This window comes from Pseudarthrobacter sp. HLT1-3 (genome assembly GCF_059383535.1).
The window spans coordinates 130,481-156,539 of record NZ_JBWZCJ010000002.1; the positions used below are offsets into that span (position 1 = coordinate 130,481).

Here is a 26,059-nt window from a genome sequence, read left to right on the forward strand (position 1 = left end):
CTCCTAAACAATTTCGGTCGTATTAATGGAACCGGCCGTCGTTGCCCGGGCTGATGTCCTGAGGGACTCAGCAAGTTTCTGCAAAGTTTTCGTTGTCTCTTCGACGTCCTGCTCGCTCCAGTCCTGCAGGAAGCCAAGGAGTGTGGTGACGCGCTGGTCCTCAATCGAGCGGAGCTTCGCGGCTCCGGACTCGGAGAGCGCGACCAGCTGCGCCCGTCCGTCCAGGGGGTCGGGCCGGCGGACCACGTAGCCCTGTTCCTCCAGCTCGCAAACGTGCCGGCTCAGCACGGGGGCGCTGACTCCGAGCCGCTCGGCGAGCTGGGTGGCGCGGGTTTCCCCCTCCCCGACGAACCGCAGGACGCCCTGGAGAGCCACGCCGGTGTCCTCCCCGCGGAGCTTGACTGCGGCGACACAACGGACGGCGCGCTGCAGGTCGAAGATCTGGTGGACGAGTTTGGCTGCGGTGTCCGGCGCGACTGCCACGAGGCCCCCTTTGTTTGCCTAAGGCAACAATGTATCAGAAATTTAGTTACTTTGGGAAACTAACCGCTTGGCCGGGCTTAAATGCCAAGCGCGGACAGGCAGCAGTGCTGCCGGTCCGCGCTTAGTGTGTGCGGCAGTAAAGCTGCCGGTCCGCGCCTAGTGTGAGCTGGGTACTAGCCCCCGACGTGGGTGGGGGCGAACATCTTCAGCAGGGTTTCGACGACGACGACGTTCGGCCCGTCCGCGGCGAAACCGGCCTTCAGCGCGTCCCCGACATCTTCGGGGGCAACCCGGACGGCCGGAACCCCGAAGGCCTCGGCCAGCTTGACGAAATCAGGGCGTGCGAGTTCCGTGGCGGTGGCCTTGCCGAAGGCTCCGACCATGTATTCGCGCAGGATGCCGTAGCCGCCGTCGTCGACAATCAGCCAGGTGACGGGGACATTGTGCTGCTTTGCCGTGGCGAGTTCGGAGATGGAGTACATCGCCGAGCCGTCGCCGGAGACGGCGAGCACCCGGGCCGAGCCGCCGGGTTTGCCGGTGGTCTCCAGTCCGACGGCACCGCCGATCGCCGCGGGGAAGCCGAAGCCGAGTCCGCCGGCGCCCTGCGCGGAGTGGAACTGGCCCTCGCGGGCGTCCCAGCAGCTCCAGGCCCAGTAGGCAGAAATGGTCATGTCCCAGAACGTCTGCATCGTGGCGGGCACGGCCTCGCGGATGTCGGCCATGAACTTCAGTTCCTTGCCGAGGTCCTGGGAGTCCAGCCGGGCCTTGACCTTGGCCAGGGTTTCCTTGACCAGGGCCTCGGGTGTGGTTCCATGCCAGTCGGCGCGGGCTTGGCGCGTGCCGGTCCGCGCGGCGTCCAGCGCGGTGTCCAGGGCATCGTCCAGGGCGGCGTCCAGCGCGGTGTCCAGGGCGGTGTCGAGCGCGGCGAGCGCCTGGCCGGCGTCGGCCCGGATGCCCAGGCCGGGGCGGTTGGATTCCAGCACGCGCGGTTCGGCGTCGATCTGGATGATCCGGCCGCGCGGCGCAAAAGTGAAGTAGTTGGACGTGACCTCGCCCAGCGAGGAGCCGACAACGACCAGCACGTCGGCGTCCTCGAGCAGCTCCGTCATGTACTGGTCCTCGATCCAGGCCTGCAGCGAGAGCTCATGGTTCCACGGGAACGCCCCGTTCCCGCCGGGAGTGCAAATGACCGGAGCCCGCAGTTTCTCCGCGAGGGAGAGCAGCGACTTCTCAGCCCCGCCCCGGCGGGTGCCGCCACCGGCGATGATCGCCGGACGCTCCGCCGTCGACAGCCATTTCACGGCTTCGCGGACCAGTTCCACGCGCGGCGGGTTGTCGGCCGCTTCGGCGAGCGCGTCCTCGACCGGGGGCACCATAATGGGGTCCAGCAGCACGTTCTGCGGGATTTCGAGCCAGACCGGGCCCTGCGGGGAGGAGATCGCCTCGGTCCAGGCGTCCTGGATCGCGGAGGGAATGCCGGAGGCATGCTGGATCAGCCGCTGGCTCTTGGTGACGTTCGCGGCCGAGGCCTTCTGGTCATCGAGCTGGTGCAGCATCCCCTTACGGCGCGCGCCGAGTCCTTCCAGCGGGATCTGGCTGGCGACGACGACCATCGGCACGCCGGTGGCGTAGGCCTCCTGCAGCCCGGCCAGGGAGGTGAGGGCGCCGGGGCCGGTGGAGAGGAAGAGGACGCCGACCTCGCCGGTGGCGCGGGAGTAGCCGTCGGCGGCGAAGGCCGAGTTGTTCTCCACCCGGGAGGAGACGAAGTGCAGGTTTCCCCGGCCCATGGCGTCGAAGAGACCGAGCGCGTGCTGGCCCGGGATCCCGAAGACGGTTTTGGCGCCGAGCGCCTCGAGGGTCTCGACGACGAGGTCGCCGCCGTTGCGCACGCCGGTCACCGGGCGACTCCGCTCTCGATGCGGCGGGCGGCCGGGGCCGGGGCCGGGCTCGGGGCCGCGAAGCCGGCCGGGCGGCGGGCTTCCTGGCCGAGGGCCTGGGCGGCGTAACCGGTGGCCGTGCCGAAGCGGTCGCCGTCAACCGCCCGGTCGGCCATCAGGGTGACCAGTTCATAGGCGACGTGGCTGGCGGCGACGCCGGTGATGTCGGCGTGGTCGTACGCGGGGGCGACCTCGACGACGTCGGCCCCGATCAGGTTCATGCCGCGGAGGCCGCGGATGATTTCCAGCAGCTCGCGGCTGGTGATGCCGCCGGCTTCCGGGGTTCCGGTGCCTGGCGCGTGTGCGGGATCCAACACGTCGATGTCCACCGAGATGTAGAGCGGCCGGTTCCCGATCCGGTCGCGGACCTTGGCGACGGTTTCCAGAACGCCCTGGTAGTAAACGTCGGCGGAGGTGACAATGCCGAAGCCGAAGCGGTGGTCGTCGTCGAGGTCCTTCTTGCCGTAGAGCGGGCCGCGGGTGCCGATGTGGCTGATGGCCTCGGTGTCCAGGATGCCTTCCTCGACGGCGCGGCGGAAGGGGGTGCCGTGGGTGTATTCGGCGCCAAAGTAGGTGTCCCAGGTGTCCAGGTGCGCGTCGAAGTGCAGCATCGCGACGGGCTCGCCGGCGCGCTCGGCGGCGGCGCGGAGCAGCGGCAGCGCGATGGTGTGGTCCCCGCCAAGGGTCAGCAGCTTGCTGCCGGAGGCGGTCAGGTCCAGCGCGTTCTGCTGGATGGTCTCGATCGCTTCATGGATGTTGAAGGGGTTGACGGCCATGTCGCCGGCGTCGGCCACCTGGATGTTCTCGAAGGGGCTGACGTCCCACGCCGGGTTGTACGGTCGCAGCAGCCGGCTGGCCTCGCGGATGTGGTTGGACCCGAAGCGGGCGCCGGGGCGGTACGAGACGCCCGAGTCGAAGGGAACACCGACCACCGTGACGTCAGCCTTGGCGACCTGGTCCAGCCGCGGCAGGCGCGCGTAGGTGGCGGCTCCCGCGTAGCGCGGAATGCGGGATGAATCGATGGGGCCAAGGTTGCCATTGGCCTCGATGCGCAGCTCTTCCAAAAGAAAGCCTCTCCTTCGAGGATTGACCGACGGGTGTGACAGTCATCATACACTCGAAGTTTCGTATTGCGCATCAAATGTTTACTTGAATGCGCAAGTTGGTGCTGGCGGGCGGGCGGGCGGGGGCGGCGGGTCGCGACGTTCCTGCCCAGTTACTTGCCCCGGCAACCGGCCGGAGCCGGGAGGAACCGCGGAAAACCGGGGGCTGCGCTAGCCTGGGGCAAGGCGCCGCGGAGAGTAACCGGGCAGGAGCGCGGCTCCCTCAACCAGCGGCCTGGGTGCCCGAGCCTCGAAGCCGGTGGCGTGGGTTGTCCAGATAGCCCAATTGCCGCGTGTCACCGGCGTGCGCCACCCCGTCTACTGGTTGCATGGACCCCTTGGACTACCTGACCCAGGTGGGCGGCGCTGCCCGGACTGCGCAGTTTCTGGCTGCCGGATACTCCCGGACGGAAATTTCCCGTCTGGCCGCCGTGGTCCGCCAGCCCCGACGCGGCGTCTTTGTCCTTCCGGAGTGCCGCCCCGAGTTCGAGGCCGCGATCCGGCACAACGCCCGGGTCAGCTGCGCGAGCGCGGCCGGACACTACGGGCTCTGGCTGCGGGAACCACCTGTCCGGCACCATCTCGCTTGCAACCACGGCCACGGCGGGGGCTTCATCAGGCACCGGACGGTCCGGTTCGACGGTCATCCGACGCTGCCTCTTGCCGCGATCGAGGACGTGGTGCTGCACGCCACGACTTGCCTCGCTCCCCCGGCATCAACGGCCATCGCAACGTCGGCAATGCGCCTGCATGGCGTCCCGTTGGAACTGCTCAAGGCCCAGCTCACGGCCGACCGGTCCGGCCAGGCCCTGAAAGCACTGCATCAGCTGGATCTGCGCGCCGAGTCCATCGTGGAAGTCGACGCCCAGCACCTGTTCCGCGCCAACGGGATTGGCTACGACGCGCAGGTCTACCTGCCCGGGATCGGCCGGGTCGACTTCCTGATCGAGGGTTACCTGATTGTCGAGGTGGACGGCTTCGCGTTCCATTCCAGCCGCGAGTCCCTGCGCCGGGACCTGGGCCGCAACAACGCCTCTACGCTGAGCGGCTTCGCCGTGCTCCGGTACATGCCCGAGCACATCTGGTTCGAACCGGAGCGCGTCCTGGCCGAGATCAGGTCCGTGCTAGGCCGGCGTTCACAGCCCGCGCCCTGAGGTGCCCGCACTGACGCGCCCGCACCTGACGTTCCTGCCCGGTTACTCCGGAGGCCACCAATCGCAGCCCGCACCTGACGTTCCTGCCCGGTTACTCCGGAGGCCACCAATCGCAGCCCGCACCTGACGTTCCTGCCCAGTTACTCGGGCACCCACGCCGGAGAATCCGCGGAAGTCCGGGGTTCACCACCTCCGGGAAGCACCCTGGGATGGAGTAACCGGGCAGGAACGCAGCCACCCCCCCACCCCGGGCAGAGACCCAGGACCCTAGCGGCTTGCGGCGGGGACCAGCACCCAGAGGACCTCGACTGCTTCATCCGTCGGATTCACCCACGTGTGCGGCTCGCGGCCGGGGAAGGTCACCGTGTCCCCTGTATGCAGTTCAAATTCCTCGTTCGTGAGGATCAGCCTGATGCTGCCCTGGACAACGTGCAGCACATCGACATCGCAGTCCACCGCATACAGTTCGGACTCGCCGCGGCCTCGGGGCGCGATCACGGCCTGGATGATCTGCACGCGGCGTTCGGAGCGCGCGGTCAGCAGCCGCTCCACGATCCCTTCACCGCCGAGCGAAATCCGCGGGCCTTCGTTCTTTTTGGTGAGATGCGTTTCCGGGGCGGCGAACAGGTCGCCGATCGAGATGGAGAGCACCTGGCACAGCGTCACCAGGGACGCGACCGAGGGTGAGGTCAGGTCGCGCTCGACCCGGCTGAGGAACCCCTTGGTCAGTCCGGTGGCGTCGGCGACCTGCTCGATGGTGAGCCGCTGCGACTGCCGCGCTGCACGGATCCGGGAACCGATGGCAACCGGAACGTTGCTCGGTTCAACTGGTAACGCCTTCATGTAGGAACCTTTCACGGCCGGCCGCTCGGCCCCATTATTGGAGCAATACTAGCGGGACTGCATCCCCCGGAGGTCCGATCCCCCTGCGGCGCGTAATGCGTCTTGACTGTTACCCGGATCACACCATATTGTTTGGCAACAAGTGTTGCCTATTAGGCAATGCCTTCCGCCGGACCGGGCTGGTGCCCGCTTTGCGGGCACTCCCGCCGGTTCCGTCGGCAACCCGTCCCCTTAAATCCGTCAAGAAGCACCTGATCCCCGGCGCCCTGTTGTGTGCCGGCGGGTTCAGCCTGCTCCGAACAGCTCCGAGGAGCCCCTAATGGACGCAAGTTTCGTCAACATCGCCATTGTGGTGGTGTACCTGGTCGCCATGCTGGCGTTTGGGTGGTGGGGTAAGTCCCGCACCAAGAACAACAGCGACTTCCTGGTGGCCGGCCGCCGCCTCGGCCCGTTCCTCTACACCGGAACCATGGCCGCCGTTGTGCTCGGCGGCGCTTCCACGGTCGGCGGCGTCGGCCTGGGCTACAAGTTCGGCATCTCCGGCATGTGGCTCGTGGTCGCGATCGGCGCGGGCGTGCTGCTGCTCAGCCTGCTCTTCGCCAGCACCATCCAGAAACTCAAGATTTACACCGTGTCCCAGATGCTGAGTCTGCGCTACGGCAGCCACGCCACCCAGACCTCCGGCATCGTGATGCTCGCCTACACGCTGATGCCCTGCGCGACGTCCACCGGCGCCTACGCCACCATCTTCGTGGTGCTCTTCGGCTGGGACCGCGCCCTCGCCATCGCCATCGGCGGCGCGATCGTTCTGGTCTACTCGACCATCGGCGGCATGTGGTCCATCACCCTGGCCGACCAGGTCCAGTTCGTCATCAAGACGGTCGGCATCTTCTTCCTGATGCTGCCGTTTACGCTCAACGCCGCCGGCGGCTTCGAGGGCATCCGGTCCCGCGTGGACGCCAGCTTCTTCCAGATCGACGGCATCGGCATCCAGACGATCATCACCTACTTCGTTGTCTACACCCTCGGCCTGCTGATCGGCCAGGACATCTGGCAGCGTGTGTTCACCGCCAAGACCCCCACGGTCGCACGCTGGGGCGGCGCCACCGCCGGCATCTACTGCATCCTCTACGGTGCCGCCGGCGCCCTGATCGGCCTCGGCGCCCGCGTCGCGCTGCCGGATATCGACGTCAAGGCCCTTGGCAAGGATGTTGTCTACGCCGAGGTCGCCACCAACCTGCTGCCGATCGGCATCGGCGGGCTCGTGCTCGCCGCGGCCGTCGCCGCCATGATGTCAACGGCGTCGGGCGCCCTGATCGCCGCCGCCACCGTGGCCCGCGCCGACGTCCTGCCGTTCGTCGCCAGCTGGTTCGGGAAAAGCATCAACACCGACGACACAGACAACCCGGAGCACGATGTCAAGGCCAACCGCAGGTGGGTCCTGGGACTGGGCATCGTGGCGATCGTGATCGCCATCGTCACCAAGGACGTCGTCGCGGCGCTCACCATCGCGTACGACATCCTCGTCGGCGGCCTCCTCGTCGCGATCCTCGGCGGGCTGGTCTGGAAGCGCGGCACCGGAATCGCCGCGGCCGCCTCAATGGCTGTGGGGTCGGTCATCACGCTCGGCACCATGATCGTCCTGGAGATCAACGCCGAAGTTCCGCTGGACGGCATCTACGCCAACGAACCGATCTATTACGGCCTGCTGGCCTCCACCGTTGTCTACATTGCGGTGTCGCTGCTGACCAAACCGACCGATCCCGCGGTGATGGCCAACTGGCGCCGGCGCGTCGCCGGCGGCGCCGCGGAAGAGGAACAGGTCCCGGTCCTGACCCACTGAAGTCCCGAGGCAGGAGCTTCCTAACGAGTTAATGCCCGACGGCGGCGCTCCCTTCCGGGGACGCCGCCGTCGGGCATTCGAGCCGGTGAAGAGCTATTCGTTCTCCTCCGGCTCGAGCAATTCCTCCCCTTCCAGGGGCACCACCGGCATCTCATCGCCCAGGAAGTCCTCTTCGCCGAGGGGAACGAGCCGGTCGGCCTCCTCCAGGAGCTCCTCTTCCTCGGTCTCCGCAGCGTCACTCACGGGCGCGTCCTCGGCGTAGTCGTAGGCGGGGTCGGACTCGAGGGAATCCCGGGCCGGCTCGATTGGACGTGAACCGATATTGTCCATGATGCAACCTCCGTGTCACTGGATGGCGGCGAGGGCCCCGGAGAGCCCGCCCTGGGTTTCATTCGAACACCGGGAACCCGGGCGGTCAAGGGCTCCCAGCCAGCCGGAGCCTGGCTGCCGGGAACGGCCGCACGGCGCGGCATTTTTACGGTTTGCCTAAACTGTGCGCTGAGGATTGCCAGCCGAAAATCCGCGGAAATACGGGGTACGCTGGATACGCAATGGGGCCGAACCATGCCCTTTTCCAGTCCAGGAGCTTCCGTGTCCCAGCACGCCACATCTGACCCGTTCAACCCTGAACCCCGCCACGAACCCGCCCGCGAGACGCCCGCCACGGCATCCAGCGCCGCAACGTCGAGCCCGGCAACGCCGGTAGCAGCAACACCGACGCCGGACCCGGCAACACCGGCCACCCGGGAAGTGCCCACACCCGGCGCCGCGGACATCAAACGGTGGCGGCAGTACCTCGCCGACGAACGGGCCGAAGCCTCCGTTTACCGCGATCTGGCCCAGAACCGCCGCGGCGAGGAGCGCGCGATCCTGCTCGCCCTCGCCGAAGCCGAAGGCCGCCACGAGGCGCATTGGCTCCAGCTGCTCGGCGGCCACGCCGGCCGCGCCCGACACGCCTCGCTCCGCAGCCAGTTCCTGGGCTTCCTGGCCCGCCACTTCGGCTCGGTCTTTGTCCTGGCCCTCGCCCAACGGGCCGAAAGCCGGTCGCCATACTCCACCGACCCCTCCGCCACGCCGGCCATGGTCGCCGACGAGCAGATTCACGAGGAAGTCGTCCGCGGGCTCGCCACCCGGGGCCGCAACCGGCTCGCAGGTTCATTCCGCGCAGCCGTCTTCGGCGCCAACGACGGCCTCGTCAGCAACCTGTCCCTGGTGATGGGCATGGCCGCCTCCGGCGTGGGCAGTTCCGTGGTCCTGCTCAGCGGGGTCGCCGGACTGCTCTCCGGTGCGCTGTCCATGGGAGCAGGCGAGTTCATCTCCGTGCGCTCCCAGCGCGAACTCCTCGCCGCGACCCGCCCCACCCAGATCACCCTCTCCGCCGCGCCCTCACTGGACATCGAACACAACGAACTCCTGCTGGTCTACCTGGCCCGCGGCATGTCCCGGGAGGCCGCCGAACACCGCGTCGCGGAGCGGATGGGCCTGCTCGACTGCGACTGCGATCCCAGCCTCTCGCTGCAGCCGGAGCTGCCGGAGACCCGGGACGAGCACGAGGCCGTCGGCACCGCCTGGAGCGCCGCGGCGTCGAGCTTCTGCTTCTTCGCCTCCGGCGCCATCGTCCCGATCATTCCCTTCATCCTGGGCATGACCGGCGTCGCGGCGCTCGTTGTGTCCGCCATCCTGGTGGGCGCGGCGCTGCTGCTGACCGGCGGCGTCGTCGGGCTGCTCTCCGGCACTTCGCCCACCACCCGGGGCCTCCGCCAGCTGGCGATCGGGATCGGCGCCGCCAGCGTGACCTATCTGCTCGGCATGGCCTTCGGCGCCGTGGTCGCGTAGTGGACGGTCCTGAGTTCCGGGACCGGACTCCGCGGCACAGCCGTCCCCGCACCGCGTTGCGGATCCTCCGCGGCCTCGCCACCGCCGCGGTGCTTACCGGTGCCGCGTTCCTTGCCGCCGGCATTATCGAAGGGGATCCGCGGTTCGCCGGACTCTTCGGTGACAGCCGCGGAACCGGGCCGGGCACGGCCATGGCGGGCCAGCCCGGGCGTCCGGCATCCGCCGAGGCGGTGCGCACCGACACGCCCGCGGCCGGTTACGAGGAGCAGGATGAGCCGCTCGGGCGCCCGCAGAAGCCGGCCGCGGCCAGCAGCTCATACAAGTTCCTGGCCGTGAATGACGACGGCACCCCGGTGGGCTATTCGCCGTGCCGGCCGCTGCACTATGTGGTGAATGCGGCGCTGGCGCCGGCGGGCGCCGCAGGCCTGGTGGAGGGCGCGATCCGGACGATGTCGCGGGCGACGGGCATCACCTTCGTCGACGGCGGCACGACCACCGAGCTGTCCTCCCAGTCCCGCGACCCATACCAGCCGGACGTCTACGGGGAACGCTGGGCGCCGCTGCTGATCACTTGGACCACGCCCGAGCAGGCCCCGCAGCTCCAGGGCCCGGTGATCGGCACCGGGGGCAGCACGCACTTCAGCTTCGGCGCCGGACCCAAGAGCTTCGTCACCGGCAGCCTGGAACTCGACGCTGCGCAGATCGCAGGGGACCTCAGCCGGCGGGACGGCGCCGCGTACGCCACCGCGGTGATCCTGCACGAACTCGGCCACGTGATGGGGCTGGAGCATGTGGACGACCCCGTACAGCTGATGTATCCCGAGATCGGCGCGCCGGACGGACTGGCAGCCGGCGACTTGAACGGCCTGTACGAGCTGGGCAACGCCCAGTGCCGCAAGGACCTTTGAGCAGCTAGCTGTCCAGGACGGCGAGCGCTTCCTCGACGGTATCCACCAGGAAGATCCGGTTCTCCATCCGCCGTCCTGCGGCGAGGCTTTGCAGCAGCGGCCAGGCCGGGTAGCGCCGCAGCCAGTGTTCCTGCCCCACCAGCACCATCGGCATGATGGTTTCGGGGGTGCCGTAGTAGTTCTCGCAGGCATCCTGGAAGATCTCCTGCACGGTGCCGCCGGAGCCCGGCAGGAAAACAATGCCGCCGTTGCAGAGTTCCAGCAGGATGGCCTCGCGGATGGAGTTCGCAAAGTACTTGGCAATGTGGGTGGCGAAGTAGTTCGGCGGCTCGTGCCCGTAGAACCAGGTGGGGACCCCCAGCGACGGCGTGCCCTCCGGATGGCGTTCGACGACGGCGGCGGCGGAACGCGCCCACGCCGACACGGAGGGCCGGAACCCGGGAACGGCGGCGAGGTCGTCCAGCGCCCGCCGGAACTCACGCTCCGGGGCGTCGCTGAGGTAGGCGCCCAGGTTGGCGGCCTCCATGGTGCCGGGCCCGCCACCGGTGGCCACAACCCGGCCGTCCCGGGCCAGCAGCCGCCCGAGCAGCGCGCCCTCCTCGAACACCCCGGACCCGCGGTGCGCGGCATGGCCGCCCATCACGCCCACCATGGTCCGGCCGGCGCAGAGTTCCGAGCGGGTCAGCTCTTCGAGGGCATCACCGACCGAGTGGTCATGCAGGGCCGCTGCCAGGGTGGCGTCCAGCCGGTGGCGCTGTCCCGGCCGGATACTCCACTGGTAGATATTGGCGTCCGGAGTCTCCTCATAGCGCGACTCGGAGATCCCCTGGTAAAGCTCCTGCGGAGTGTACAGCTGTGAACGGTAGGGGTTGAACGGCACCGCCTCGAGCCTGGGGAAAATGAGCGCGCCGCGGCTGCGCAGCGAAGCCTCCACCCCGGCGTCGAACGTGCATCCGAGGAAAACCGCGCCCTGCGGGTTCATGGCCTCGAGCTGTGCTGTCCGTCCGCGCAGGTCCAGCGACTGGGCATGCCAGCCCTGCATGGTCCTGGCCCCGGCCGCGACCAGACGGTCGAAGCCGTCCAGGCTGTCGACCTCCAGGGTGCGGGGACTCGGGTGCAGGCTGCCGGCAGCACTCATCCGGCGCGCCTAGTGCTGGTGGTCCGCAGCGGTCCCGGGCGCTGAACCGGGCGCGGTCCCGGACGCGGCTTCCGGGGTGACATAGGCGTCAAGCTTGGCGAGGGTCTGCTCGATGCTGGCCGGGTGGCGGCGGACGTAGCCGGCCAGGCGCAGCAGGATCCTGGCGCGCACCTGCCTTGCGTCCCACTGCTCGGTGACGAGGGTGCCCGGGATGCCGGCGGAGTCGGTGGCGGGCTCCAGCAGGTACCGCCAGATGTGGCCGCCGAAGTGCCGCCAGGCGATCCGCCGACCCTCCTCGAATTCGCATACCGTGTTGAGGATCTTGTAATCCAGCTTGATGTTCATTTCCATGCCGAACTTCGCGCCGAGGGCCAGCCGTTCGGGACCCCGCGGCTGGGCGCCCTTCACGGTATCCGAGCCGTCGATCACGCTGTGCAGTGCGGGGGTGGCGAGCACCTCGAAGATGGTTTCCGGGGCGGCTGCGATAAAGCGGCTGCGGGACACGAGATATCTGTGGGTCATCGGGCAATCCTAGTCCCGGCGATTCTGATGCAGAATAAATCATGCAGACTCCGCCCCTCCCCCGCAGCCGGCCCCGCATCGGTATTCCCGTCCGGCTCAGCAGTTCGACGGACCCGGACCCTCGGGTGGCGGAGGCGAACGAGCTCTTTGACTACATCGTGGACTTGGTGCGCGACGGCGGCGGCGAACCAGTGCTACTGAGCGCACCGGACGAGCCGCTCGAGGCGCTCCACGGCGTCGTCCTTCCGGGCGGCGGCGACCTGGACCCCCGGCGTTATGGCGACGTGCCCGGGGAAGCCTGCTACGACGTCAGCCCCGCCCAGGACGCACTTGATCTGGCGGTTGCGCGGCGGTCGATCGACGCCGGACTGCCCGTGCTCGGCGTCTGCCGGGGACACCAGCTTCTTAACGTCCTCTATGGCGGAACGCTGATCCAGGACATGGATCCGGGGACCGTGGCCCACCGGGAAACCACGCCGGTGCAGGGAGCCGGGCCCTGGGCCTGGCACGAGGTGGAGGTGCAGGGCGGAAGCAAGGTTGCCGGACTGTATGGCGCAGGAGTCGGATTACGCGGCGGCATCGGCAACCCGGAAGTCACGGGCGCCGCAACCGCGGGCGTCACGGTCAAGATTGCCTCCGGCCACCATCAGGCAGTGGGCCGGGTCGCCGAAGGGCTCGTCGTGACGGCGGTGGCCGCGGACGGCACGGTGGAGGCGCTGGAGGACCCGGAGCGGTGGGTGGCGTCCGTGCAGTGGCACCCCGAGGCCCGGGAGCTCCCGGCCGAAGAGCGGCTGGCCCCGTTCCGTGCCTTTGTCGAGATCTGCCGGGCCCGGTAGCTGCGGACCATCCCGTCCTGGCACCCATCGTCCCGGGATTCTGCGTCCCGGGATCCGGCGTCGTGTCACCCCCGCATCCTGACATCCCCGGCCCGCCCCTGATACCATCAACTTAGGCAGTATGTCCTATCAAGCGAACATATGTCGGGATCGACAACTGGCGGCCCCATCGGGGTTTCGGCACGGGGTACAAGGAGCGCGTCAACAGTGGCTATTCAAAAAGTGGCTAACCACCTAAATATCAGCGTCGACCGGTCTTCCCCGGTGCCGCTCTACCACCAGGTGGTGCAGGGCATCGAAGCCGCGATCCACGGCGGCGTGCTGCCCCCGGGTAGCCGCCTCGACAACGAGATTGACCTGGCCGCCCAGTTGAACCTTTCCCGCCCCACGATGCGCAAGGCCATGGACGAACTGGTCCGCTCCGGCCTGCTGGTGCGCAAGCGCGGCGTTGGCACCCAGGTGGTCTCCAGTCAGGTCCGGCGCCCGCTCGAGCTCTCCAGCCTCTTCGACGACCTCAGCAACAACGGCAGCAAGCCCACCACCGAGGTGCTGAGCTTCTCCCACGACGAGGCCGACGCCGCCACGCGGGCAGCGCTGCAGCTGCCCGCCGGCGCCAAGGTCTACCACTTCACCCGGCTCCGGAAGGTCGGCGGCAAACCGCTGGCGCTGATGGAGAACTGGGTGCGCGATGACATCACCACCATCGACGAAGCACTCCTGGGCTCCCAGGGCCTCTACGGGATCCTGCGCAACGGCGGCGTGAACTTCCGGCTCGCCTCGCAGCGGATTGGCGCCATGATCGCCAACGACTACCAGGCGACCCTGCTGGAAACCACCCCGGGTTCGGCCCTTGTGACCATGGAGCGCACGGCGGTGGACGACACCGGCCGCCAGGTCGAGACTGGACACCACGTCTACCGTGCGGATTCCTACAGCTTCGAAATGACCCTCGTCCAACGCTAGTCGACGGCGCCAGGCGACCGCGCTTGCAGTTCGGCGCTGGGCGCTGGGCGCTGGGCGCTGGGCGCTGGGGCAACGCAAACACCCACCCCTCACCACCCGCGCCCTCCTCGGCGCGACAACGAAAGGGCAGAACTGATGGCCAACTGGGTCTATCCGCTCGGCACCGCCGCCCAAGGCAGCTGGGATATCTCGCTGGGCACCTCCGATTCCGCCGTGAAGGTGGACGGCTGGGCCCACACCGGACTGAAGGTCGCCACGCTGGGTGCGGGGGCCGCCGTCGAACTTTCCGGCGCGGACGAAGAACGCATCGTGGTCCCGCTCAACGGGTCCTTCACGGTGTCCGTCGACGGCGAGGAGTACCGGCTGGCCGGCCGGGCGAGCGTCTTCAGCGGCCCCAGCGACGTCCTCTACACGGGAACCGGCAAAGCCGTGACGATCAGTTCGGCCGACGGCGGACGGGTCGCCGTGGCCACCGCCCCGGCCAGGGCTTCCTACCCCACCCGCCTGATCACGGCCGCGGAGACTCCGGTTGAACTGCGCGGGGCCGGCAACTGCTCGCGCCAGGTCCACAACTTCGGGACCCCGGCTGCGCTGGAGGCGGACCGTTTTATCGTCTGCGAGGTTCTCACGCCCGCCGGCAACTGGTCCTCCTATCCCCCGCACAAGCACGACGAGGAGAAGGACGGCGAAACTAACCTCGAGGAGATTTACTACTTTGAAACCCGGGTGACGCCCGGCGCCCCGGCCCGGCCCGGCGCGGACGACGCGATCGGCTACCAGCGTGTGTACGCCTCGGACGAGCGGCCGATCGATGTCGCCGCGGAGGTCCGGACCGGCGACGTGGTCCTGGTGCCGTATGGCTGGCACGGCCCGGCCATGGCGGCGCCCGGCTACGACCTGTACTACCTCAATGTGATGGCCGGTCCCGGCCCGGTCCGCGAGTGGCTCATCAGCGATGACCCGCACCACGGCTGGATCCGACAGACCTGGGACGGCCAGGACCTCGACCCGCGGCTGCCCTTCGGCGCCTGAGCGGGCCAGAACCGGCCCAGGCCGCGCCAGCCACAACGAACCCCCGGAGCCTTTCGGCGCCGGGGGTTCGCTGGATCTGACTGCGGTTTTGACTGCGGTTGACCCTGACCCAGCCGGGGTTTTGCGTCACAACCGGCGTTGTCGTCCGTTCAACTGGTTACGGTCTGGACCACCCGGACAGGCACGCCGGTCGCGAGGGATTCCTGGGCGGCGTCCGCGACCCGGGAGGCAGCCACGGCATCCTCCGGGGTGCAGGGGTTGTCCCGGCGGCCCAGGATCAGCTCCACGAAAGCAGCCATCTCGGAACGGTAGGCCTGGTCGAACCGCTCGGCGAAGGTCCGGTGCGGCTTGCCGGCCGGGAACGTGATCCCGGCTTCGGCGGACGCCAGCGCCGTCTTGTCGTCCAGGCCTACCATCAGCGAACGGCGGGAACCCTGGATTTCCATCCGGACGTCGTGGCCTGCCCCGTTGTAGCGGGTGGCCGAGACCGTTCCCACGGTGCCGTCGTCGAAGGTCACGAGCGCAAGGGCCGTGTCCACGTCTCCGGCTGCCCCGATTTCCGGGTCCCCGTTGTTGGAGCCGCGGGCGTACACCTCAACGATTTCCCGGCCCGTGAGCCAGCGCAGGATGTCGAAGTCGTGGACCGAGCAGTCCCGGAACAGTCCGCCGGAGCTGGCCAGGAACTCGACCGGCGGCGGTGTCATGTCGCAGGTGACGGCGCGCAGCGAGTGGATCCAGCCCAGTTCCCCGGCCTGGTAGGCGCGCCGGGCCTCCTGGTAGCCGGCGTCGAAGCGGCGCTGGTGGCCGATCTGGACCACGCCGTTCCGGTCCCGGATGTAGTCGAGTACGGGCAGGGCGTCTTCGACGTTCAGGGCGACGGGCTTCTCGCAGAACACCGGGATGCCGGCGTCCACCCCGGCCTTGATCAGCTCCGGGTGGGTCCCGGTTCCGGTGGCGATGACGAGTCCGTCCAGCCCGGACGCGAGGAGCGCCTGCACCGACGGCAGGAACTCGGCGCCGAGCCCAGCGGCGATGCCCCGGGCGTGGTCTGCCGCGACGTCAGTGAGCCGGAGCCGGACGTGGATGCCCTGCGGATTGAGTACGCCGTTGAGCGCGGCAATGTTGTTGGCGTGCATGACGCCGATCCGCCCCACCCCGACCAGCCCGAGAATTACGTCTTTCATACTTCTACTTTCATGGGTAGTGCCGGCACGGTAAAGGCCGCCCGGAAAGCCTCCAGGGCCGCGTAGCTGTCGCCGCTGGCCCAGGCTTCCATGCCCACGGTCCCGTCGTAGCCGGCTTCCGCGAGCGCCTTGGCGACAGCAGCGTAGTTGATTTCCCCGGTCCCGGGTTCGCAGCGCCCCGGAACATCCGCCACCTGGATTTCACCGAGGTACGGCAGGGCGCTACGGACCAGCTCGACCAGGTTCCCCTCCCCCATTTGGGCGTGGTACAGGTCCAGCATGAGCCTGGCGTTCGGGTGCCCGGCGGCCTGCACGAGCGCCAGGGTGTCCTTGGCGCGGGCCAGCGGGACGCCTGGGTGGTCGAGGATGGTGTTGAGGTTCTCGAGGCAGAAGGTCACGCCGTACTTCTCGCCGAGCCGGCCGAGCCGCTCCAGGGTCCTGGCACCGGTAGTCCACATGTGGCCGCTGGACCGGTAGACCGGACGGGCCGCGTGGCCGTCGATGAGTTCCGCCGGGTGCACCACCATCCGGCTCACGCCGAGTTCCAGGGCGGTTGGGATCAGCGACTCGGCGGTCCGCACCACCTCGTCCGCCGACTCGGGGTCCACCAGGCTGCCGGCCGTGTAGCCGGTCATGGACGAGAAGACCGCGCCGGTTGCATTGAGCGCGGCGATGTCCTTGGTCCGCGAGTCCCAGAGTTCGACGTCGAAGCCGGCGTCGTGGATCCGGCGCACCCGCTCTGTGAACGGCAGCTGGGTGAAGAGCATTTCCGCGCAGACGGCCAGGCGCATCAGCGGACTGCCGTCTCGTTGACGGCGACTGTGTTGACGGCCACCGGGGTCCCGCGGGTGACCGACTCGATACAGGCCAGCGCCATGGCCAGTGCGCGCCGGGCGTCCGCGGCCCCGGGCCGGAGCGAATAGGCGGCCGATGGCGGCGTTGTGCCGTCACGCCGCGCGCGGACGGCCTCGGCATAGTCGACCAGTTCATCCGTGTAGGCCTGGCGGAAGAGCTCGACGTTCAGCCGGGGCGTGTCGGCCGACATTCCGTCCGCGGTGTACCTGCGGGCGGCGGTCTCCGTGGCCCGGCCGGCCTGGACCATGCCCTTGGAGCCAAAGATTTCCCCGCGGATGTCGTAGCCGTAGAGGGCGCTGAAGTTTGCCTCGGCCACCGCGATGGCACCGTTGCTGTAGCGGATGGTCACGACGGCCGTGTCCAGGAAGCCCTGGTCGCGGAGCCCGGGTTCCACGAGCGCATCGGCAATGGCATAGACCTCTACCGGCTCGGCGCCTTCGTTGAACCAGTTCAGGGTGTCAAAGTCGTGGATCAGGGTTTCAAGGAAGACGGTCCACGCCGGGACCCTGGCCGCGTGCGGAATGCTGCCCGTGCCCGGGTCCCGGGTCAGCGAGCGCAGCAGCTGCGGCGTCCCGACGGTTCCAGCGGCGATGTCCTTCTTGGCGGCCTGGAAGTCCGCCGCATACCGGCGGTTGAAGCCGATCTGGAAATGCACTCCTGCCGCCTCCACCGCGGCCAGCGCGGCGTCGAGCTCGTCGAGCCCCAGACCGGCCGGCTTCTCGCAGAACACGTGCTTCCCGGCGGCGGCGGCCTGGGCGATCAGCGAGGAGTGGAAGCGCGCCGGGCTGGCAATGATCACCGCGTCGATCTCAGGGTCGGCCAGGATGTCGGCGGCGTCGGCCGTCACCTTGCGGGCGCCGAGTGCGGCTGCCAGGGCGGCGGCGGACTCCACATTGGGGTCAGCGATGGCAGCGAGCTCGGCGCCCGGGACCCGGCGGGCGATGCTCTCAGCGTGGAAAGCGCCCATCCAGCCGGAGCCGATGAGTCCGATGCGAACGGGCAAGGGAATTCCGGTGGAGTCCCGATTCAGGTAAGCCATGGGCTTGTCCTTTCAGTTGTTCACAACTGTGTGAAAGTGGGGGGCGGTCCGGTGTGGGACCGCGGCTTCAAGGCGTCGCCTCGGCGGCGCAGGAAAGAGCAGGGCCGTGCCCGTGCGGGCGGGCCCTGCTCCCCGGTGCCGCTAGTAGGTCTTGCCGGTCGTTTGGGCCACTTCGGCCACTTCGCTCTGGACTTCCTTAATCACGTCGCCGTGGCCGCCGAGCTGTTCGAGTTCGTGCGCGAGTTCGGCGAGTTCGGCGCCGCCGGCCATCTGGGCGGTGAGCTCGTCGAGAGTGATGTCCTTTTTGTCGTAGTAGCCGATCGACTTGCCGCGCTTGAGCAGCAGGAACCGGTCGCCGACGGGGAAGGCGTGATGCGGGTTGTGGGTGATGAAGATGACCCCGAGCCCGCGGTCGCGGGCCTGCAGGATGTAGCGCAGAACCACGCCGGACTGCTTCACGCCCAGGGCGGCGGTGGGCTCGTCCAGGATCAGGACCTTCGCGCCGAAGTACACGGCCCGGGCGATCGCGACACATTGGCGTTCACCGCCGGAGAGCTGGCCGATGGGCTGCTCCACGTCGCGGAGGTCGATGCCCATCTCGGCGAGTTCCTTGAGCGTGATCTCCTTCATCTTCTCGACGTCCATGCTCTTGAACGGGCCGAAACCGCTGGTCAGCTCCGAGCCGAGGAAGAAGTTCCGCCAGATCGGCATCAGCGGCACCACCGCGAGGTCCTGGTAGACAGTGGCGATGCCGGCGTCCAGGGCGTCCCGGGGGGAGCTGAACTTGCGTTCCTCGCCCATGATGTTCAGGACCCCGGCGTCGTGCTGGTGCAGTCCGGCGATGATCTTGATCAGCGTCGACTTGCCGGCGCCGTTGTCGCCGAGGACGCACGTGACGCGGCCGTTGTCCACAGCCATCGTGACATCGGACAGGGCGATGATGTTGCCGTAGTGCTTGCCGACCCCCTCGAGGGAGAGCAGGTGCACGGGGGTGTGCGTGAGGGGGTCTTTTTCGTTCTGGAGCAGCGTTTGCTGGTCAATCTCGTTGGCGTTCATTTCTCCGGCCCCTTTACTTGAGTTCCGCGCGGCGCTTGACGATGAGGTTGACGATGGTGGCCAGCAGCAGCATCAGGCCCAGGAAGAACTTGAACCAGTCCGGGTTCCACTGGGCGTAGACGATGCCCTTGTTGGCCATGCCGAAGATGAACGCGCCGATCGCGCCGCCGATGGCAGAGCCGTAGCCGCCGGTCAGGAGGCAGCCGCCGATGACCGCGGCGATGATGTAGAGGAACTCATTGCCCACACCTTCACCGGACTGCACGGTGTCGAAGGCGAAGAGGTTGTGCATGCCCAGGATCCAGCCGCAGAAGCCCACGCCCATGAACAGGCCTATTTTGGTGGACTTGACGGGCACACCCACGGCGCGGGCCGCGTTCTCGTCCCCGCCGACGGCGAAGATCCAGTTCCCCACGCGGGTCCGCATCAGCACCCAGGTGGCGACCGCGACGAGCGCGATCCAGATGAACACCGTGATTTTGACGTCGATACCGCCGATGGTTACCGAGGAAGCGAACACCGCCCGGGCGGAGGCGAAGCCGTCCATGGTCGAAATCGAGGGGGAAGACACGCCGCCGCCGATCATACGGGTCAGGCCCAGGTTCAGGCCGGTCAGCATCAGGAACGTGGCGAGGGTGACGATGAAGCTGGGCAGCTTGGTCTTCATCAGAATCCAGCCATTGATGAATCCGATAGCCAGGGATACCAGCAACGCCAGGGCGACACCCACCCAGACGTTGGTGCTGAAATACCAGCTGAACATCGACGCCGTCAGCGCCGAACTGATCACGGCGACACCGGTGGAGAGGTCGAACTCACCGCCGATCATGAGCAGCGACACCCCCACGGCCATGATGCCGATCGTGGAGCTGCCGTACAACACGGTCGCGAAGGAAGCCGGCTGCAGGAACGTCTGGGAAACCAATGCGAAAAAAATAAAGAGGACGATTGCGCCCACCAGGGCGCCGACCTCAGGGCGACCGAGTAGCTTCTGGAGGGGATTGCGTTTGCCGACACGTTCGTCGGTCACAGGGAGGGGGGACTTGGATAGAGTCTGAGTCATGGGGTTTCTCCTGCTAGGGCGGGTTCCGGAGCCGCGAGGGCCCCGGAACCCGGCTCAGAGCATCCTTAGCGGATGCCTTCCTTGGCGAATTTGAGGACGTCAGGAGCTGCTGCCTGATCAATGATCGACGGTCCGGTCAGCACCGCAAGTCCGCCACCCACGTGGTAGCCGCCACGCTTGACCTGCCACAGCGCGTCGATGGCGCCGTAGCCCTGAAGCCAAGGCTGCTGGTCAACAGTGAAGGCTACCTTGCCGTCGATGATGGCCTGGGCAAGGTCACCATTCATGTCGAAGGAAGCGACCTTGACTTTGCTCTGCAGTCCTAAGGCTTCCACCGCTTTGTTTATGGTCAAGGTGAAGGGCGCGCCGAGACCGATGATGGCGTCTGCGTCCGGGGTAGCCTGGAGCTTTGCGGTCACGGTGGAGGAAACCTGGGTCATGTCGGTTCCCTGGACAAACAGGTTCTCGGTACCGGGGATCTTCGACTTGACGCCGGCGCACCGGGAATCCAGTGCGACGTTGCCTTGTTCCATGATCACGCAGATTGGGTGCTTGGCTCCGAGCGAGGAGAGCTTCTCTCCGACGGCGGCGCCGGCCAGGTTTTCATCAGAACCGAAGTGAGTGAAGGCACCTACTTGCCTCCAGACATCCGCACCGGAGTTAAGGCTGACAACTGGGATACCGGCATCAGTGGCTTTTTTCAGGACGTCCTTGAGCGCGTCCGGCTTGGCCAAGGTGACGGCGATGCCTCCAACCTTCTGGTCAATGGCCTGCTGGATCAGTTGGGCCTGGCGGCCGCCTTCTGGGTCTGAGGTGTAGAGCAGTTCCACGTTGTCCTTCGCGGCCGCCTCTTCGGCACCCTTACGGAGTATGTCCCAGAATGTGTCGCCGGGAGCGGCGTGAGTGACTAGGGCGATCTTGATCCGTTCTGTCGTGGCGACCTGGCCGCCGCCGGCCGCGTTGCCTGAGTCGGCGGGCTTGCCGCCGGTGCTTGAACATGCGCTCAAGGCCAGCATCGGTACGACCGCTGCAACCAGGGTTGCCTTGCGCCAGGAAAAATTAGCCACCGTGAATCTCCTTTGATTTGAGCTCCGGGCTGCTACCTTGCAGCCGCCGGAATAACGCCTACTTAGATGATGGTGACTTAGCTCACGTATGTCAATAGTTTGTCCTGACATTAGGATGTAAACACGTAATTGGGTCCGCGGACGTCCGTCGGAAGTCCGTCGGATCGCATGCTTTCCGCGTCGCTGACACCAGCCGCAACGTGCGAGAGCGACGGCGGCCACCACCCGACCGGTTCGACTTATTGTCAGAGCTCCTTGATGTACTTGGGGTATGGAAATCACCACAGCTTGGAGTGTGGAGAGCAGGGAGGCCCTGGCGGCTGTCGGGGCGGCGACGGCGGCGCTGTTGGCCTTTCCGGGTGCCGCCGCTGAGCGCGCCGGCGCATTCGGCGGTGACACTGATTTGTTGCCGGATGATCCGTTGCGGGATTTCGTGGATGATTCCCTGGACGGCCTGGCCCTGATGGTCCGGCTGGAGGCCGCGGCGGCGGCGGCGAAGGTGCAGCTCGCCGCGGACTGCGTGAAAGGCACACAGGCCATGGCGCCGCCGGCGGGGTCCCCGCAGGACGCAAGTCGCCAGGAGATGGCGCTGACGGCCGAGATCGCGTGTGTCCTGACCGTGAGCGAGCGGGCCGCGGACGGGTTCCTGGGCGACTGCCTGGCCCTGACGACGACGTTGCCGCTGACCCTCGCCGCGCTCACGGCGGGGACGATTTCCTGGGCGCACGCGAGGGTCATGGTGGAGGAAACGGTGAACCTGGACCCGGAGGGGGCGGCGGCGCTGGAGGGGCACTTCCTGGACCCGGCCGCCCCTAACCCGGCCCGGGGCTGCCCGGCCGGGGAACTCGTCCCGGGCCGGCTCCGGGCCAAGGCCCGGACCTGGCGTGAACGCCACCACCGGGAGAGCATCGAAAAACGCCACACCAAGTGCGTCGCGGACCGGCGGGTCGAGTTCCGCCCGGACACTGACGGGATGGCCTGGTTCTCCGCGTACCTGCCGGCCGATACCGCCGCGGGGATCTGGGACCGGACCACCGCCGCGGCCCGCGCCCTGCAGGGCCCGGCCGAGGCACGCACCCTGACCCAGCTCCGCGCCGACATCGCCGCGACCTGGCTCCTCACCACCGGCATCACCGGCGCTGATGGTGCCGCGGGCCCTGAGGGGGCGGGTGCGGGCGGGGGTGTGCCGTCGCCGCGGGCGCAGGTCCTGATCACCGTGCCCGTGTTCTCCCTGCTCGGCGCCACCGAGGAACCGGCGATGCTGGACGGGTACGGGCCGATCCCGCCCTCGATGGCCCGCCGCCTGATCGCCGACGGGGCCGGCTCGTTTTACCGGGTGCTGGTGGATCCGCGGGACGGGGCGCCGCTGGAAATCGGGAGGAGCAGCTACCGCCTCAACACTGCCCAGCGGCACTGGCTGCGGCTTCGCGATGGCCGGTGCCCGTTCCCGGGCTGTCACAACCATTCCCTGGACAACGAAGCGGACCACCTCCTGGCCTGGGCCGACGGAGGGACCACCGGGATCACCAACCTCGGCGGACCGTGCCGCAAACACCACGGGCTGAAACACAGCTCCGCCTGGACACCGGCCGGAGCCACCAAAGACGCCCCGCCCGGCTGGACCTCCCCGTCCGGACGGTACTACCCCAGCGAACAACAGGACTGGGAACCACCCCACTGGCCACCCGAAATCCTGGCCACCTACCCGGACCCCGGGGTAGATGCAGCCGCGGACATGGACGCCATCGTGGACCAAGACCCGGGCCCTGGCATCGACGTCGATATGGACGCAGCCACGATCCCGGGCCAGGACAGAGACGCCCCGGACAGAGACCTTGACCTGGGCCGCGGCCTGGATCCGGACCCCGGCCCGGATCCAGAACAGGAACTGCCCGCGGCCCCCTTCCCGGACTGGCACCTGCTCACGGCCGGCCACTCATTCCGTGCCACAGACACCGAGAACCCGGTCTTCTATGAGCCCCCCAACGAATCCATCCTGAAACACTTCCTCGCCCACCACGCCTGACCGGCCGAGTTAGGGGCCGGTCCGGGGACTGTCCGTGCAGGTTGGCACCAGGCGGTTAGGCCCGCTGGAGTTCCACGCTCTCCTGTTCGCTGTCCACGTCGCCGCCGACAACGGCTGCGGGGGCGCCGCCGTCGCGCCGTTTCGCAGCGGCAACCGCCGCGAACACCATGACCACCAGGCCCAGCAGGGTGATTCCGGCGCCGGCCCAGATGGGCGAGGTGTAGCCGAGCCCGGCGCTGATGGTCACGCCGCCCATCCACGCGCCCAAAGCGTTGCCCACGTTGAAGGCGCCGATGTTGGCGCCGGAGGCCAGGGTGGGGGCGGTCGTGGCGTACTTCATGACGCGCATCTGCAACCCGGGGACCGTGGCGAAACCGAAGCCTCCCAGCAGCACCATGGAGCCAATGGTCATCGGCTGGCTGCCGGCGGTGAGAGCGAAACCCACAAGGACGACCACCAGCGCGGCGAGCGCCACGAGCAGAGTGCGGTCGACGTTTCGGTCAGCCGCCCTGCCGCCGACGGTGTTGCCGATGAACAGGCCCACACCGAACAGAATGAGCAGCCAGGGGACGGCGGAAGCGGAGAATCCGGTGACTTCGGTGAGCGTATAGGCAATGTAGGTGAAGGCGCCGAACATGCCGCCGTAGCCGAGGACAGTAACGAGAATGGAGAGCCAGACCTGGCCGGACCGGAAGGCCCGGAGTTCCCCGCGCAGGCCGCCTGGGGCAGAACCGCCGCCGGCATCTCCCGCGCCCGTCCTCGGGACCAGCGCCAGGATCCCAGCGAGCGCGAGGACGCCAATGCCTGTGATCGCCCAGAAGGTGGACCGCCAGCCGGCAGCCTGGCCAAGCATCGTGCCAAACGGCACACCCAGCACATTGGCCGCCGTGAGCCCGGTGAACATGATGGCAATCGCCCCGGCTTTTTTGGTGGGGGCAACCATACTGGCGGCGACCACCGCGCCGATGCCGAAGAAGGCACCGTGAGCCAGCGCCGCGATGATGCGGCCAATCATCATCAGCAAGTAGTCGGGCGCGAGGGCGGAGACCAGGTTGCCGGCGATGAACAGCACCATCAGCACCGCCAGCACCGGCTTTCGCTCGAAGCGCGTCACGGCCGCAGTCAGCAGGAGCGCCCCGACAACAACGGCGAGCGCGTAGCCGGAGATAAGCCACCCCGCCGTAGCCTCGCTGACCCGGAAGTCTGCGGCCACCTCGGGCAGCAGACCCATGATGACGAACTCCGTGAGTCCGATCCCGAACCCGCCGAGGGCGAGTGCTATCAGGCCAATGGGCATGGAGGAGCTCCTTCAAAAACTGTACGGAAAGAAATGCGAAGCGTAAGCTAGTAGTTGCAGACGCGTTATTTATTGTTGCACGAGCAACTATGCCGCGCAAGCAACTAAATTGTGGGCTGCCGTGTTCCGGGTCATTTCCGGCGGGGCGGGCCGATCTGAAGGGAAGAACTGATGGGCATCAAGGACGACGCCGTCGAGGTCCGGGCGCAAGGCTGGCGGACCCTCGCGGCCTTGCACGCACTGATCGAGGCGGAGTTGGAGCGCTCCCTGCAGTCGGCGGCGCAGCTGTCCGTCGTCGAGTACACCGTGCTGGATGCGCTGAGCCGCCAGGACGGCTGGCATATGCGGATGCAGCAACTGGCCCGCGCCACCGCGTTGAGCGCCAGCGCCACCACGCGTCTGGTCAACCGGCTTGAGGACCGGGGCCTGCTGACCCGGATCCTGTGTGCCGATGACCGCCGCGGGATCTACACCGAACTCACCCCAGCCGGGATCAAGCTGCTGGAGGAGGCCCGGCCCAGCCATGACGCCACGTTGGAGCGGGCGCTGGCCGAGGCGCAGGAGGTACCGGAACTGGCGCCGCTGGTCGACGCACTCCCCCGGCTGCACGCCGCCGTCTAGCAACTGCACTGTCGAGCGGCCAACCGCGGGGAGAGCCTCCGTCCGGAGGCGCGCCCGGTCGTGTGGACCGCGCGCCAATGCCCTGCCCGCGTTGGACCGCGGGGCAGGGCTTTGTGCTGCTGACCTTACGCGGCGACGGTGTGTTTGCCGGCCACATTCTTGAAGTAGTGCTCGAGGTCTTCGAGGCTCTTGTCCTTGGTTTCCGGGACCAGGCGTTTCACCCAGACAATCGCTGCCAGCTGCATTGCCACAAAGATGAAGAACGTCGTTGAGACGCCGATCCAGGCCACCATCTGCGGGAAGAAGAAGCCGATCAGGAAGTTGATCATCCACAGCACAAACACGCAGATGCCCATCCCGATCCCGCGGACATGCATGGGGAAGATTTCGGACATGGTCAGCCACGTCACTGTGCCGATGCAGGACTGCATGGAGGCCAGGAAGGTCACCATAAACAGCAGCACCAAAAAGCCGCGGAGGGTGCTTTCCGGGAGCAGCATCGAAATCAAACCGATGGCCAGCAGGGACGATGAGGTACCGACCAGGCCGACGATCAGCATGGACTTCCGGCGCACCCGTGTCATCAGGGACATGCCGACGATCACGGCCACGACGGAGGTGACGCCGTTGACGACGTTTGCGACGAGTGCACCCTGGTCTCCGAAGCCGGAGCTGGAGAGGATCGAGGTGCCGTAGTACATGATGGCGTTGACGCCGCTGATCTGGTTGATGACCGCCATGCCCAGTCCCACCACGAATATTCTGCGGATCCACGGCACGGTGAGGTCGCGGAAGGTTCCGAGCTTGGACTGGTAGTCCTCCCGGGCCGCCTGCCGCACTTCATCGAATTCCGTTGACACATCGGCCGACGCGCGGGTCTTCCGCAGGACTTCGAGGACCTCGCCGAAGCGCCCGGCCGATGGTGGCGACGGCGAAAATCAGTGCCAGCCCCATGATGGTCCGACGCCGGCCGAACCGGTCGGACAGCCGGCCGGCGGTGACGGCGCCGAACGCTGCGCCGAACAACAGGGTCGAGGTGACGAGGCCTTCGGTCAGCGGTGTCAGCCCAAGGTCGCGCTGCATGAAGTGCAGGGCGCCGTTGATGACGCCGGTGTCGTAGCCGAAGAGCAGGCCGCCGAAGGTCGAAAATAGCGCGACCCGCCGCATGAATCCCTTGGGGTTCGCGGCAGCACCGGCCGGTGACTGGGCCGAAGAACGGGTGAGGGTGTTTTGCGTTTTCTACATAGGGCGGC

23 protein-coding genes and 1 pseudogene are annotated in these 26,059 nt (G+C 67.7%); 9 read left to right on the forward strand and 15 right to left on the reverse strand.

The genetic code is table 11. The annotated features are described in order from the left end of the window. Window positions 1-3 precede the first annotated feature (3 nt). From AC50X9_RS02320 to speB, 3 genes are all read right to left on the reverse strand, one after another. The gene (locus AC50X9_RS02320; protein ID WP_494889759.1) at window positions 4-483 is read right to left on the reverse strand and encodes a MarR family winged helix-turn-helix transcriptional regulator; all 480 of its coding nucleotides are present in this window, start codon (window positions 481-483) and stop codon (window positions 4-6) included. 173 nt (window positions 484-656) lie between these two features. Next, complete coding sequence (locus tag AC50X9_RS02325; protein ID WP_494889761.1) at window positions 657-2,381, reverse strand: thiamine pyrophosphate-binding protein; 1,725 nt, start codon at window positions 2,379-2,381, stop codon at window positions 657-659. Further along, window positions 2,378-3,484 carry an agmatinase gene (gene speB, locus AC50X9_RS02330; RefSeq protein ID WP_494889763.1) on the reverse strand — a complete coding sequence of 369 codons (1,107 nt, stop codon included), beginning with the start codon at window positions 3,482-3,484 and terminating at the stop codon, window positions 2,378-2,380. The genes AC50X9_RS02325 and speB overlap by 4 nt, the downstream gene beginning before the upstream one ends. A 368-nt stretch (window positions 3,485-3,852) precedes the next feature. On the opposite strand from speB, the gene AC50X9_RS02335 reads away from it, so the two are divergent. Further along, window positions 3,853-4,677 (forward strand): DUF559 domain-containing protein, encoded by an 825-nt coding sequence (locus AC50X9_RS02335; protein ID WP_494889765.1) that lies wholly within the window; start codon window positions 3,853-3,855, stop codon window positions 4,675-4,677. A 267-nt stretch (window positions 4,678-4,944) separates the two neighbouring features. On the opposite strand, the gene AC50X9_RS02340 is transcribed toward AC50X9_RS02335, so the two are convergent. After that, window positions 4,945-5,520: a helix-turn-helix domain-containing protein gene (locus AC50X9_RS02340; RefSeq protein ID WP_494889767.1), complete on the reverse strand. Its 576-nt coding sequence runs from the start codon at window positions 5,518-5,520 to the stop codon at window positions 4,945-4,947. Window positions 5,521-5,839: 319 nt separating this feature from the next. Here AC50X9_RS02340 and AC50X9_RS02345 point away from each other — a divergent pair, with 319 nt between their 5' ends. After that, a complete protein-coding gene (locus tag AC50X9_RS02345; RefSeq protein WP_494889770.1) occupies window positions 5,840-7,363 on the forward strand; it encodes a sodium:solute symporter family protein in 1,524 nt (507 codons plus the stop codon). 93 nt (window positions 7,364-7,456) lie between these two features. Here AC50X9_RS02345 and AC50X9_RS02350 read toward each other — a convergent pair whose 3' ends face one another. After that, window positions 7,457-7,693, reverse strand: coding sequence for a hypothetical protein (locus AC50X9_RS02350; RefSeq protein ID WP_494889772.1), 237 nt, complete (start codon window positions 7,691-7,693; stop codon window positions 7,457-7,459). Between the two features lie 261 nt (window positions 7,694-7,954). Here AC50X9_RS02350 and AC50X9_RS02355 point away from each other — a divergent pair, with 261 nt between their 5' ends. Together AC50X9_RS02355 and AC50X9_RS02360 are read left to right on the forward strand one after the other, a co-directional pair. Continuing rightward, entirely contained in the window at window positions 7,955-9,199 is a 1,245-nt protein-coding gene (locus tag AC50X9_RS02355; RefSeq protein WP_494889775.1) for a VIT1/CCC1 transporter family protein, read from the forward strand. Continuing rightward, window positions 9,199-10,107, forward strand: coding sequence for a matrixin family metalloprotease (locus tag AC50X9_RS02360; RefSeq protein ID WP_494889778.1), 909 nt, complete (start codon window positions 9,199-9,201; stop codon window positions 10,105-10,107). Before AC50X9_RS02355 ends, AC50X9_RS02360 begins: the two co-directional genes overlap by 1 nt. A gap of 4 nt (window positions 10,108-10,111) precedes the next feature. Here the strand turns inward: AC50X9_RS02360 and AC50X9_RS02365 are convergent, their stop codons facing one another. Both AC50X9_RS02365 and AC50X9_RS02370 read right to left on the reverse strand, forming a co-directional pair. After that, window positions 10,112-11,245 carry an LOG family protein gene (locus AC50X9_RS02365; protein WP_494889781.1) on the reverse strand — a complete coding sequence of 378 codons (1,134 nt, stop codon included), beginning with the start codon at window positions 11,243-11,245 and terminating at the stop codon, window positions 10,112-10,114. A gap of 9 nt (window positions 11,246-11,254) precedes the next feature. Next, window positions 11,255-11,767: an SRPBCC family protein gene (locus tag AC50X9_RS02370; protein WP_494889783.1), complete on the reverse strand. Its 513-nt coding sequence runs from the start codon at window positions 11,765-11,767 to the stop codon at window positions 11,255-11,257. Window positions 11,768-11,808: 41 nt separating this feature from the next. Here AC50X9_RS02370 and AC50X9_RS02375 point away from each other — a divergent pair, with 41 nt between their 5' ends. The 3 genes from AC50X9_RS02375 (at window position 11,809) to iolB (ending at window position 14,598) form a co-directional block, all read left to right on the forward strand. Then, on the forward strand, window positions 11,809-12,603 hold the full coding sequence (locus AC50X9_RS02375) for a gamma-glutamyl-gamma-aminobutyrate hydrolase family protein (RefSeq protein WP_494889785.1): 795 nt from the start codon (window positions 11,809-11,811) through the stop codon (window positions 12,601-12,603). 222 nt (window positions 12,604-12,825) lie between these two features. Further along, entirely contained in the window at window positions 12,826-13,566 is a 741-nt protein-coding gene (locus AC50X9_RS02380; protein ID WP_494890174.1) for a GntR family transcriptional regulator, read from the forward strand. A 135-nt stretch (window positions 13,567-13,701) separates the two neighbouring features. Beyond that, a complete protein-coding gene (iolB, locus tag AC50X9_RS02385; RefSeq protein WP_494889787.1) occupies window positions 13,702-14,598 on the forward strand; it encodes a 5-deoxy-glucuronate isomerase in 897 nt (298 codons plus the stop codon). A gap of 149 nt (window positions 14,599-14,747) precedes the next feature. Here iolB and AC50X9_RS02390 read toward each other — a convergent pair whose 3' ends face one another. From AC50X9_RS02390 to AC50X9_RS02415, 6 genes are all read right to left on the reverse strand, one after another. Continuing rightward, a complete protein-coding gene (locus AC50X9_RS02390; RefSeq protein WP_494889789.1) occupies window positions 14,748-15,782 on the reverse strand; it encodes a Gfo/Idh/MocA family protein in 1,035 nt (344 codons plus the stop codon). Next, window positions 15,779-16,573, reverse strand: a complete 795-nt coding sequence (locus AC50X9_RS02395) for a TIM barrel protein (RefSeq protein WP_494889791.1) — start codon at window positions 16,571-16,573, stop codon at window positions 15,779-15,781. The genes AC50X9_RS02390 and AC50X9_RS02395 overlap by 4 nt, the downstream gene beginning before the upstream one ends. Further along, entirely contained in the window at window positions 16,573-17,676 is a 1,104-nt protein-coding gene (locus tag AC50X9_RS02400; RefSeq protein WP_494889793.1) for a Gfo/Idh/MocA family oxidoreductase, read from the reverse strand. The genes AC50X9_RS02395 and AC50X9_RS02400 overlap by 1 nt, the downstream gene beginning before the upstream one ends. 141 nt (window positions 17,677-17,817) lie before the next feature. Then, a complete protein-coding gene (locus AC50X9_RS02405; protein WP_494889795.1) occupies window positions 17,818-18,732 on the reverse strand; it encodes an ATP-binding cassette domain-containing protein in 915 nt (304 codons plus the stop codon). Window positions 18,733-18,745: 13 nt separating this feature from the next. After that, window positions 18,746-19,795, reverse strand: coding sequence for an ABC transporter permease (locus AC50X9_RS02410; protein ID WP_494889797.1), 1,050 nt, complete (start codon window positions 19,793-19,795; stop codon window positions 18,746-18,748). 65 nt (window positions 19,796-19,860) lie between these two features. After that, a complete protein-coding gene (locus tag AC50X9_RS02415) occupies window positions 19,861-20,862 on the reverse strand; it encodes a substrate-binding domain-containing protein (protein WP_494889799.1) in 1,002 nt (333 codons plus the stop codon). 271 nt (window positions 20,863-21,133) lie between these two features. Here AC50X9_RS02415 and AC50X9_RS02420 point away from each other — a divergent pair, with 271 nt between their 5' ends. Next, window positions 21,134-22,888 (forward strand): HNH endonuclease signature motif containing protein, encoded by a 1,755-nt coding sequence (locus AC50X9_RS02420; protein ID WP_494889801.1) that lies wholly within the window; start codon window positions 21,134-21,136, stop codon window positions 22,886-22,888. Window positions 22,889-22,943: 55 nt separating this feature from the next. Here the strand turns inward: AC50X9_RS02420 and AC50X9_RS02425 are convergent, their stop codons facing one another. Further along, on the reverse strand, window positions 22,944-24,185 hold the full coding sequence (locus AC50X9_RS02425; RefSeq protein ID WP_494889806.1) for an MFS transporter: 1,242 nt from the start codon (window positions 24,183-24,185) through the stop codon (window positions 22,944-22,946). 171 nt (window positions 24,186-24,356) lie between these two features. Between AC50X9_RS02425 and AC50X9_RS02430 the strand changes: the two genes are divergently transcribed. Next, window positions 24,357-24,806, forward strand: a complete 450-nt coding sequence (locus AC50X9_RS02430) for a MarR family winged helix-turn-helix transcriptional regulator (RefSeq protein WP_494889810.1) — start codon at window positions 24,357-24,359, stop codon at window positions 24,804-24,806. A gap of 125 nt (window positions 24,807-24,931) precedes the next feature. Here AC50X9_RS02430 and AC50X9_RS02435 read toward each other — a convergent pair. Next, window positions 24,932-25,973 (reverse strand): annotated as a pseudogene (locus tag AC50X9_RS02435) (MFS transporter). Between the last annotated feature and the right edge of the window lie 86 nt (window positions 25,974-26,059).

Coding starts and splice junctions, on each gene's coding strand:
- AC50X9_RS02335 (WP_494889765.1), top strand. CDS start 3,853: ATGGACCCCTTGGACTACCTGACCCAGGTGGGCGGCGCTGCCCGGACT.
- AC50X9_RS02340 (WP_494889767.1), bottom strand. CDS start 5,520: ATGAAGGCGTTACCAGTTGAACCGAGCAACGTTCCGGTTGCCATCGGT.
- AC50X9_RS02345 (WP_494889770.1), top strand. CDS start 5,840: ATGGACGCAAGTTTCGTCAACATCGCCATTGTGGTGGTGTACCTGGTC.
- AC50X9_RS02350 (WP_494889772.1), bottom strand. CDS start 7,693: ATGGACAATATCGGTTCACGTCCAATCGAGCCGGCCCGGGATTCCCTC.
- AC50X9_RS02365 (WP_494889781.1), bottom strand. CDS start 11,245: ATGAGTGCTGCCGGCAGCCTGCACCCGAGTCCCCGCACCCTGGAGGTC.
- AC50X9_RS02370 (WP_494889783.1), bottom strand. CDS start 11,767: ATGACCCACAGATATCTCGTGTCCCGCAGCCGCTTTATCGCAGCCGCC.
- AC50X9_RS02375 (WP_494889785.1), top strand. CDS start 11,809: ATGCAGACTCCGCCCCTCCCCCGCAGCCGGCCCCGCATCGGTATTCCC.
- iolB (WP_494889787.1), top strand. CDS start 13,702: ATGGCCAACTGGGTCTATCCGCTCGGCACCGCCGCCCAAGGCAGCTGG.
- AC50X9_RS02390 (WP_494889789.1), bottom strand. CDS start 15,782: ATGAAAGACGTAATTCTCGGGCTGGTCGGGGTGGGGCGGATCGGCGTC.
- AC50X9_RS02395 (WP_494889791.1), bottom strand. CDS start 16,573: ATGCGCCTGGCCGTCTGCGCGGAAATGCTCTTCACCCAGCTGCCGTTC.
- AC50X9_RS02400 (WP_494889793.1), bottom strand. CDS start 17,676: ATGGCTTACCTGAATCGGGACTCCACCGGAATTCCCTTGCCCGTTCGC.
- AC50X9_RS02405 (WP_494889795.1), bottom strand. CDS start 18,732: ATGAACGCCAACGAGATTGACCAGCAAACGCTGCTCCAGAACGAAAAA.
- AC50X9_RS02410 (WP_494889797.1), bottom strand. CDS start 19,795: ATGACTCAGACTCTATCCAAGTCCCCCCTCCCTGTGACCGACGAACGT.
- AC50X9_RS02420 (WP_494889801.1), top strand. CDS start 21,134: ATGGAAATCACCACAGCTTGGAGTGTGGAGAGCAGGGAGGCCCTGGCG.
- AC50X9_RS02425 (WP_494889806.1), bottom strand. CDS start 24,185: ATGCCCATTGGCCTGATAGCACTCGCCCTCGGCGGGTTCGGGATCGGA.
- AC50X9_RS02430 (WP_494889810.1), top strand. CDS start 24,357: ATGGGCATCAAGGACGACGCCGTCGAGGTCCGGGCGCAAGGCTGGCGG.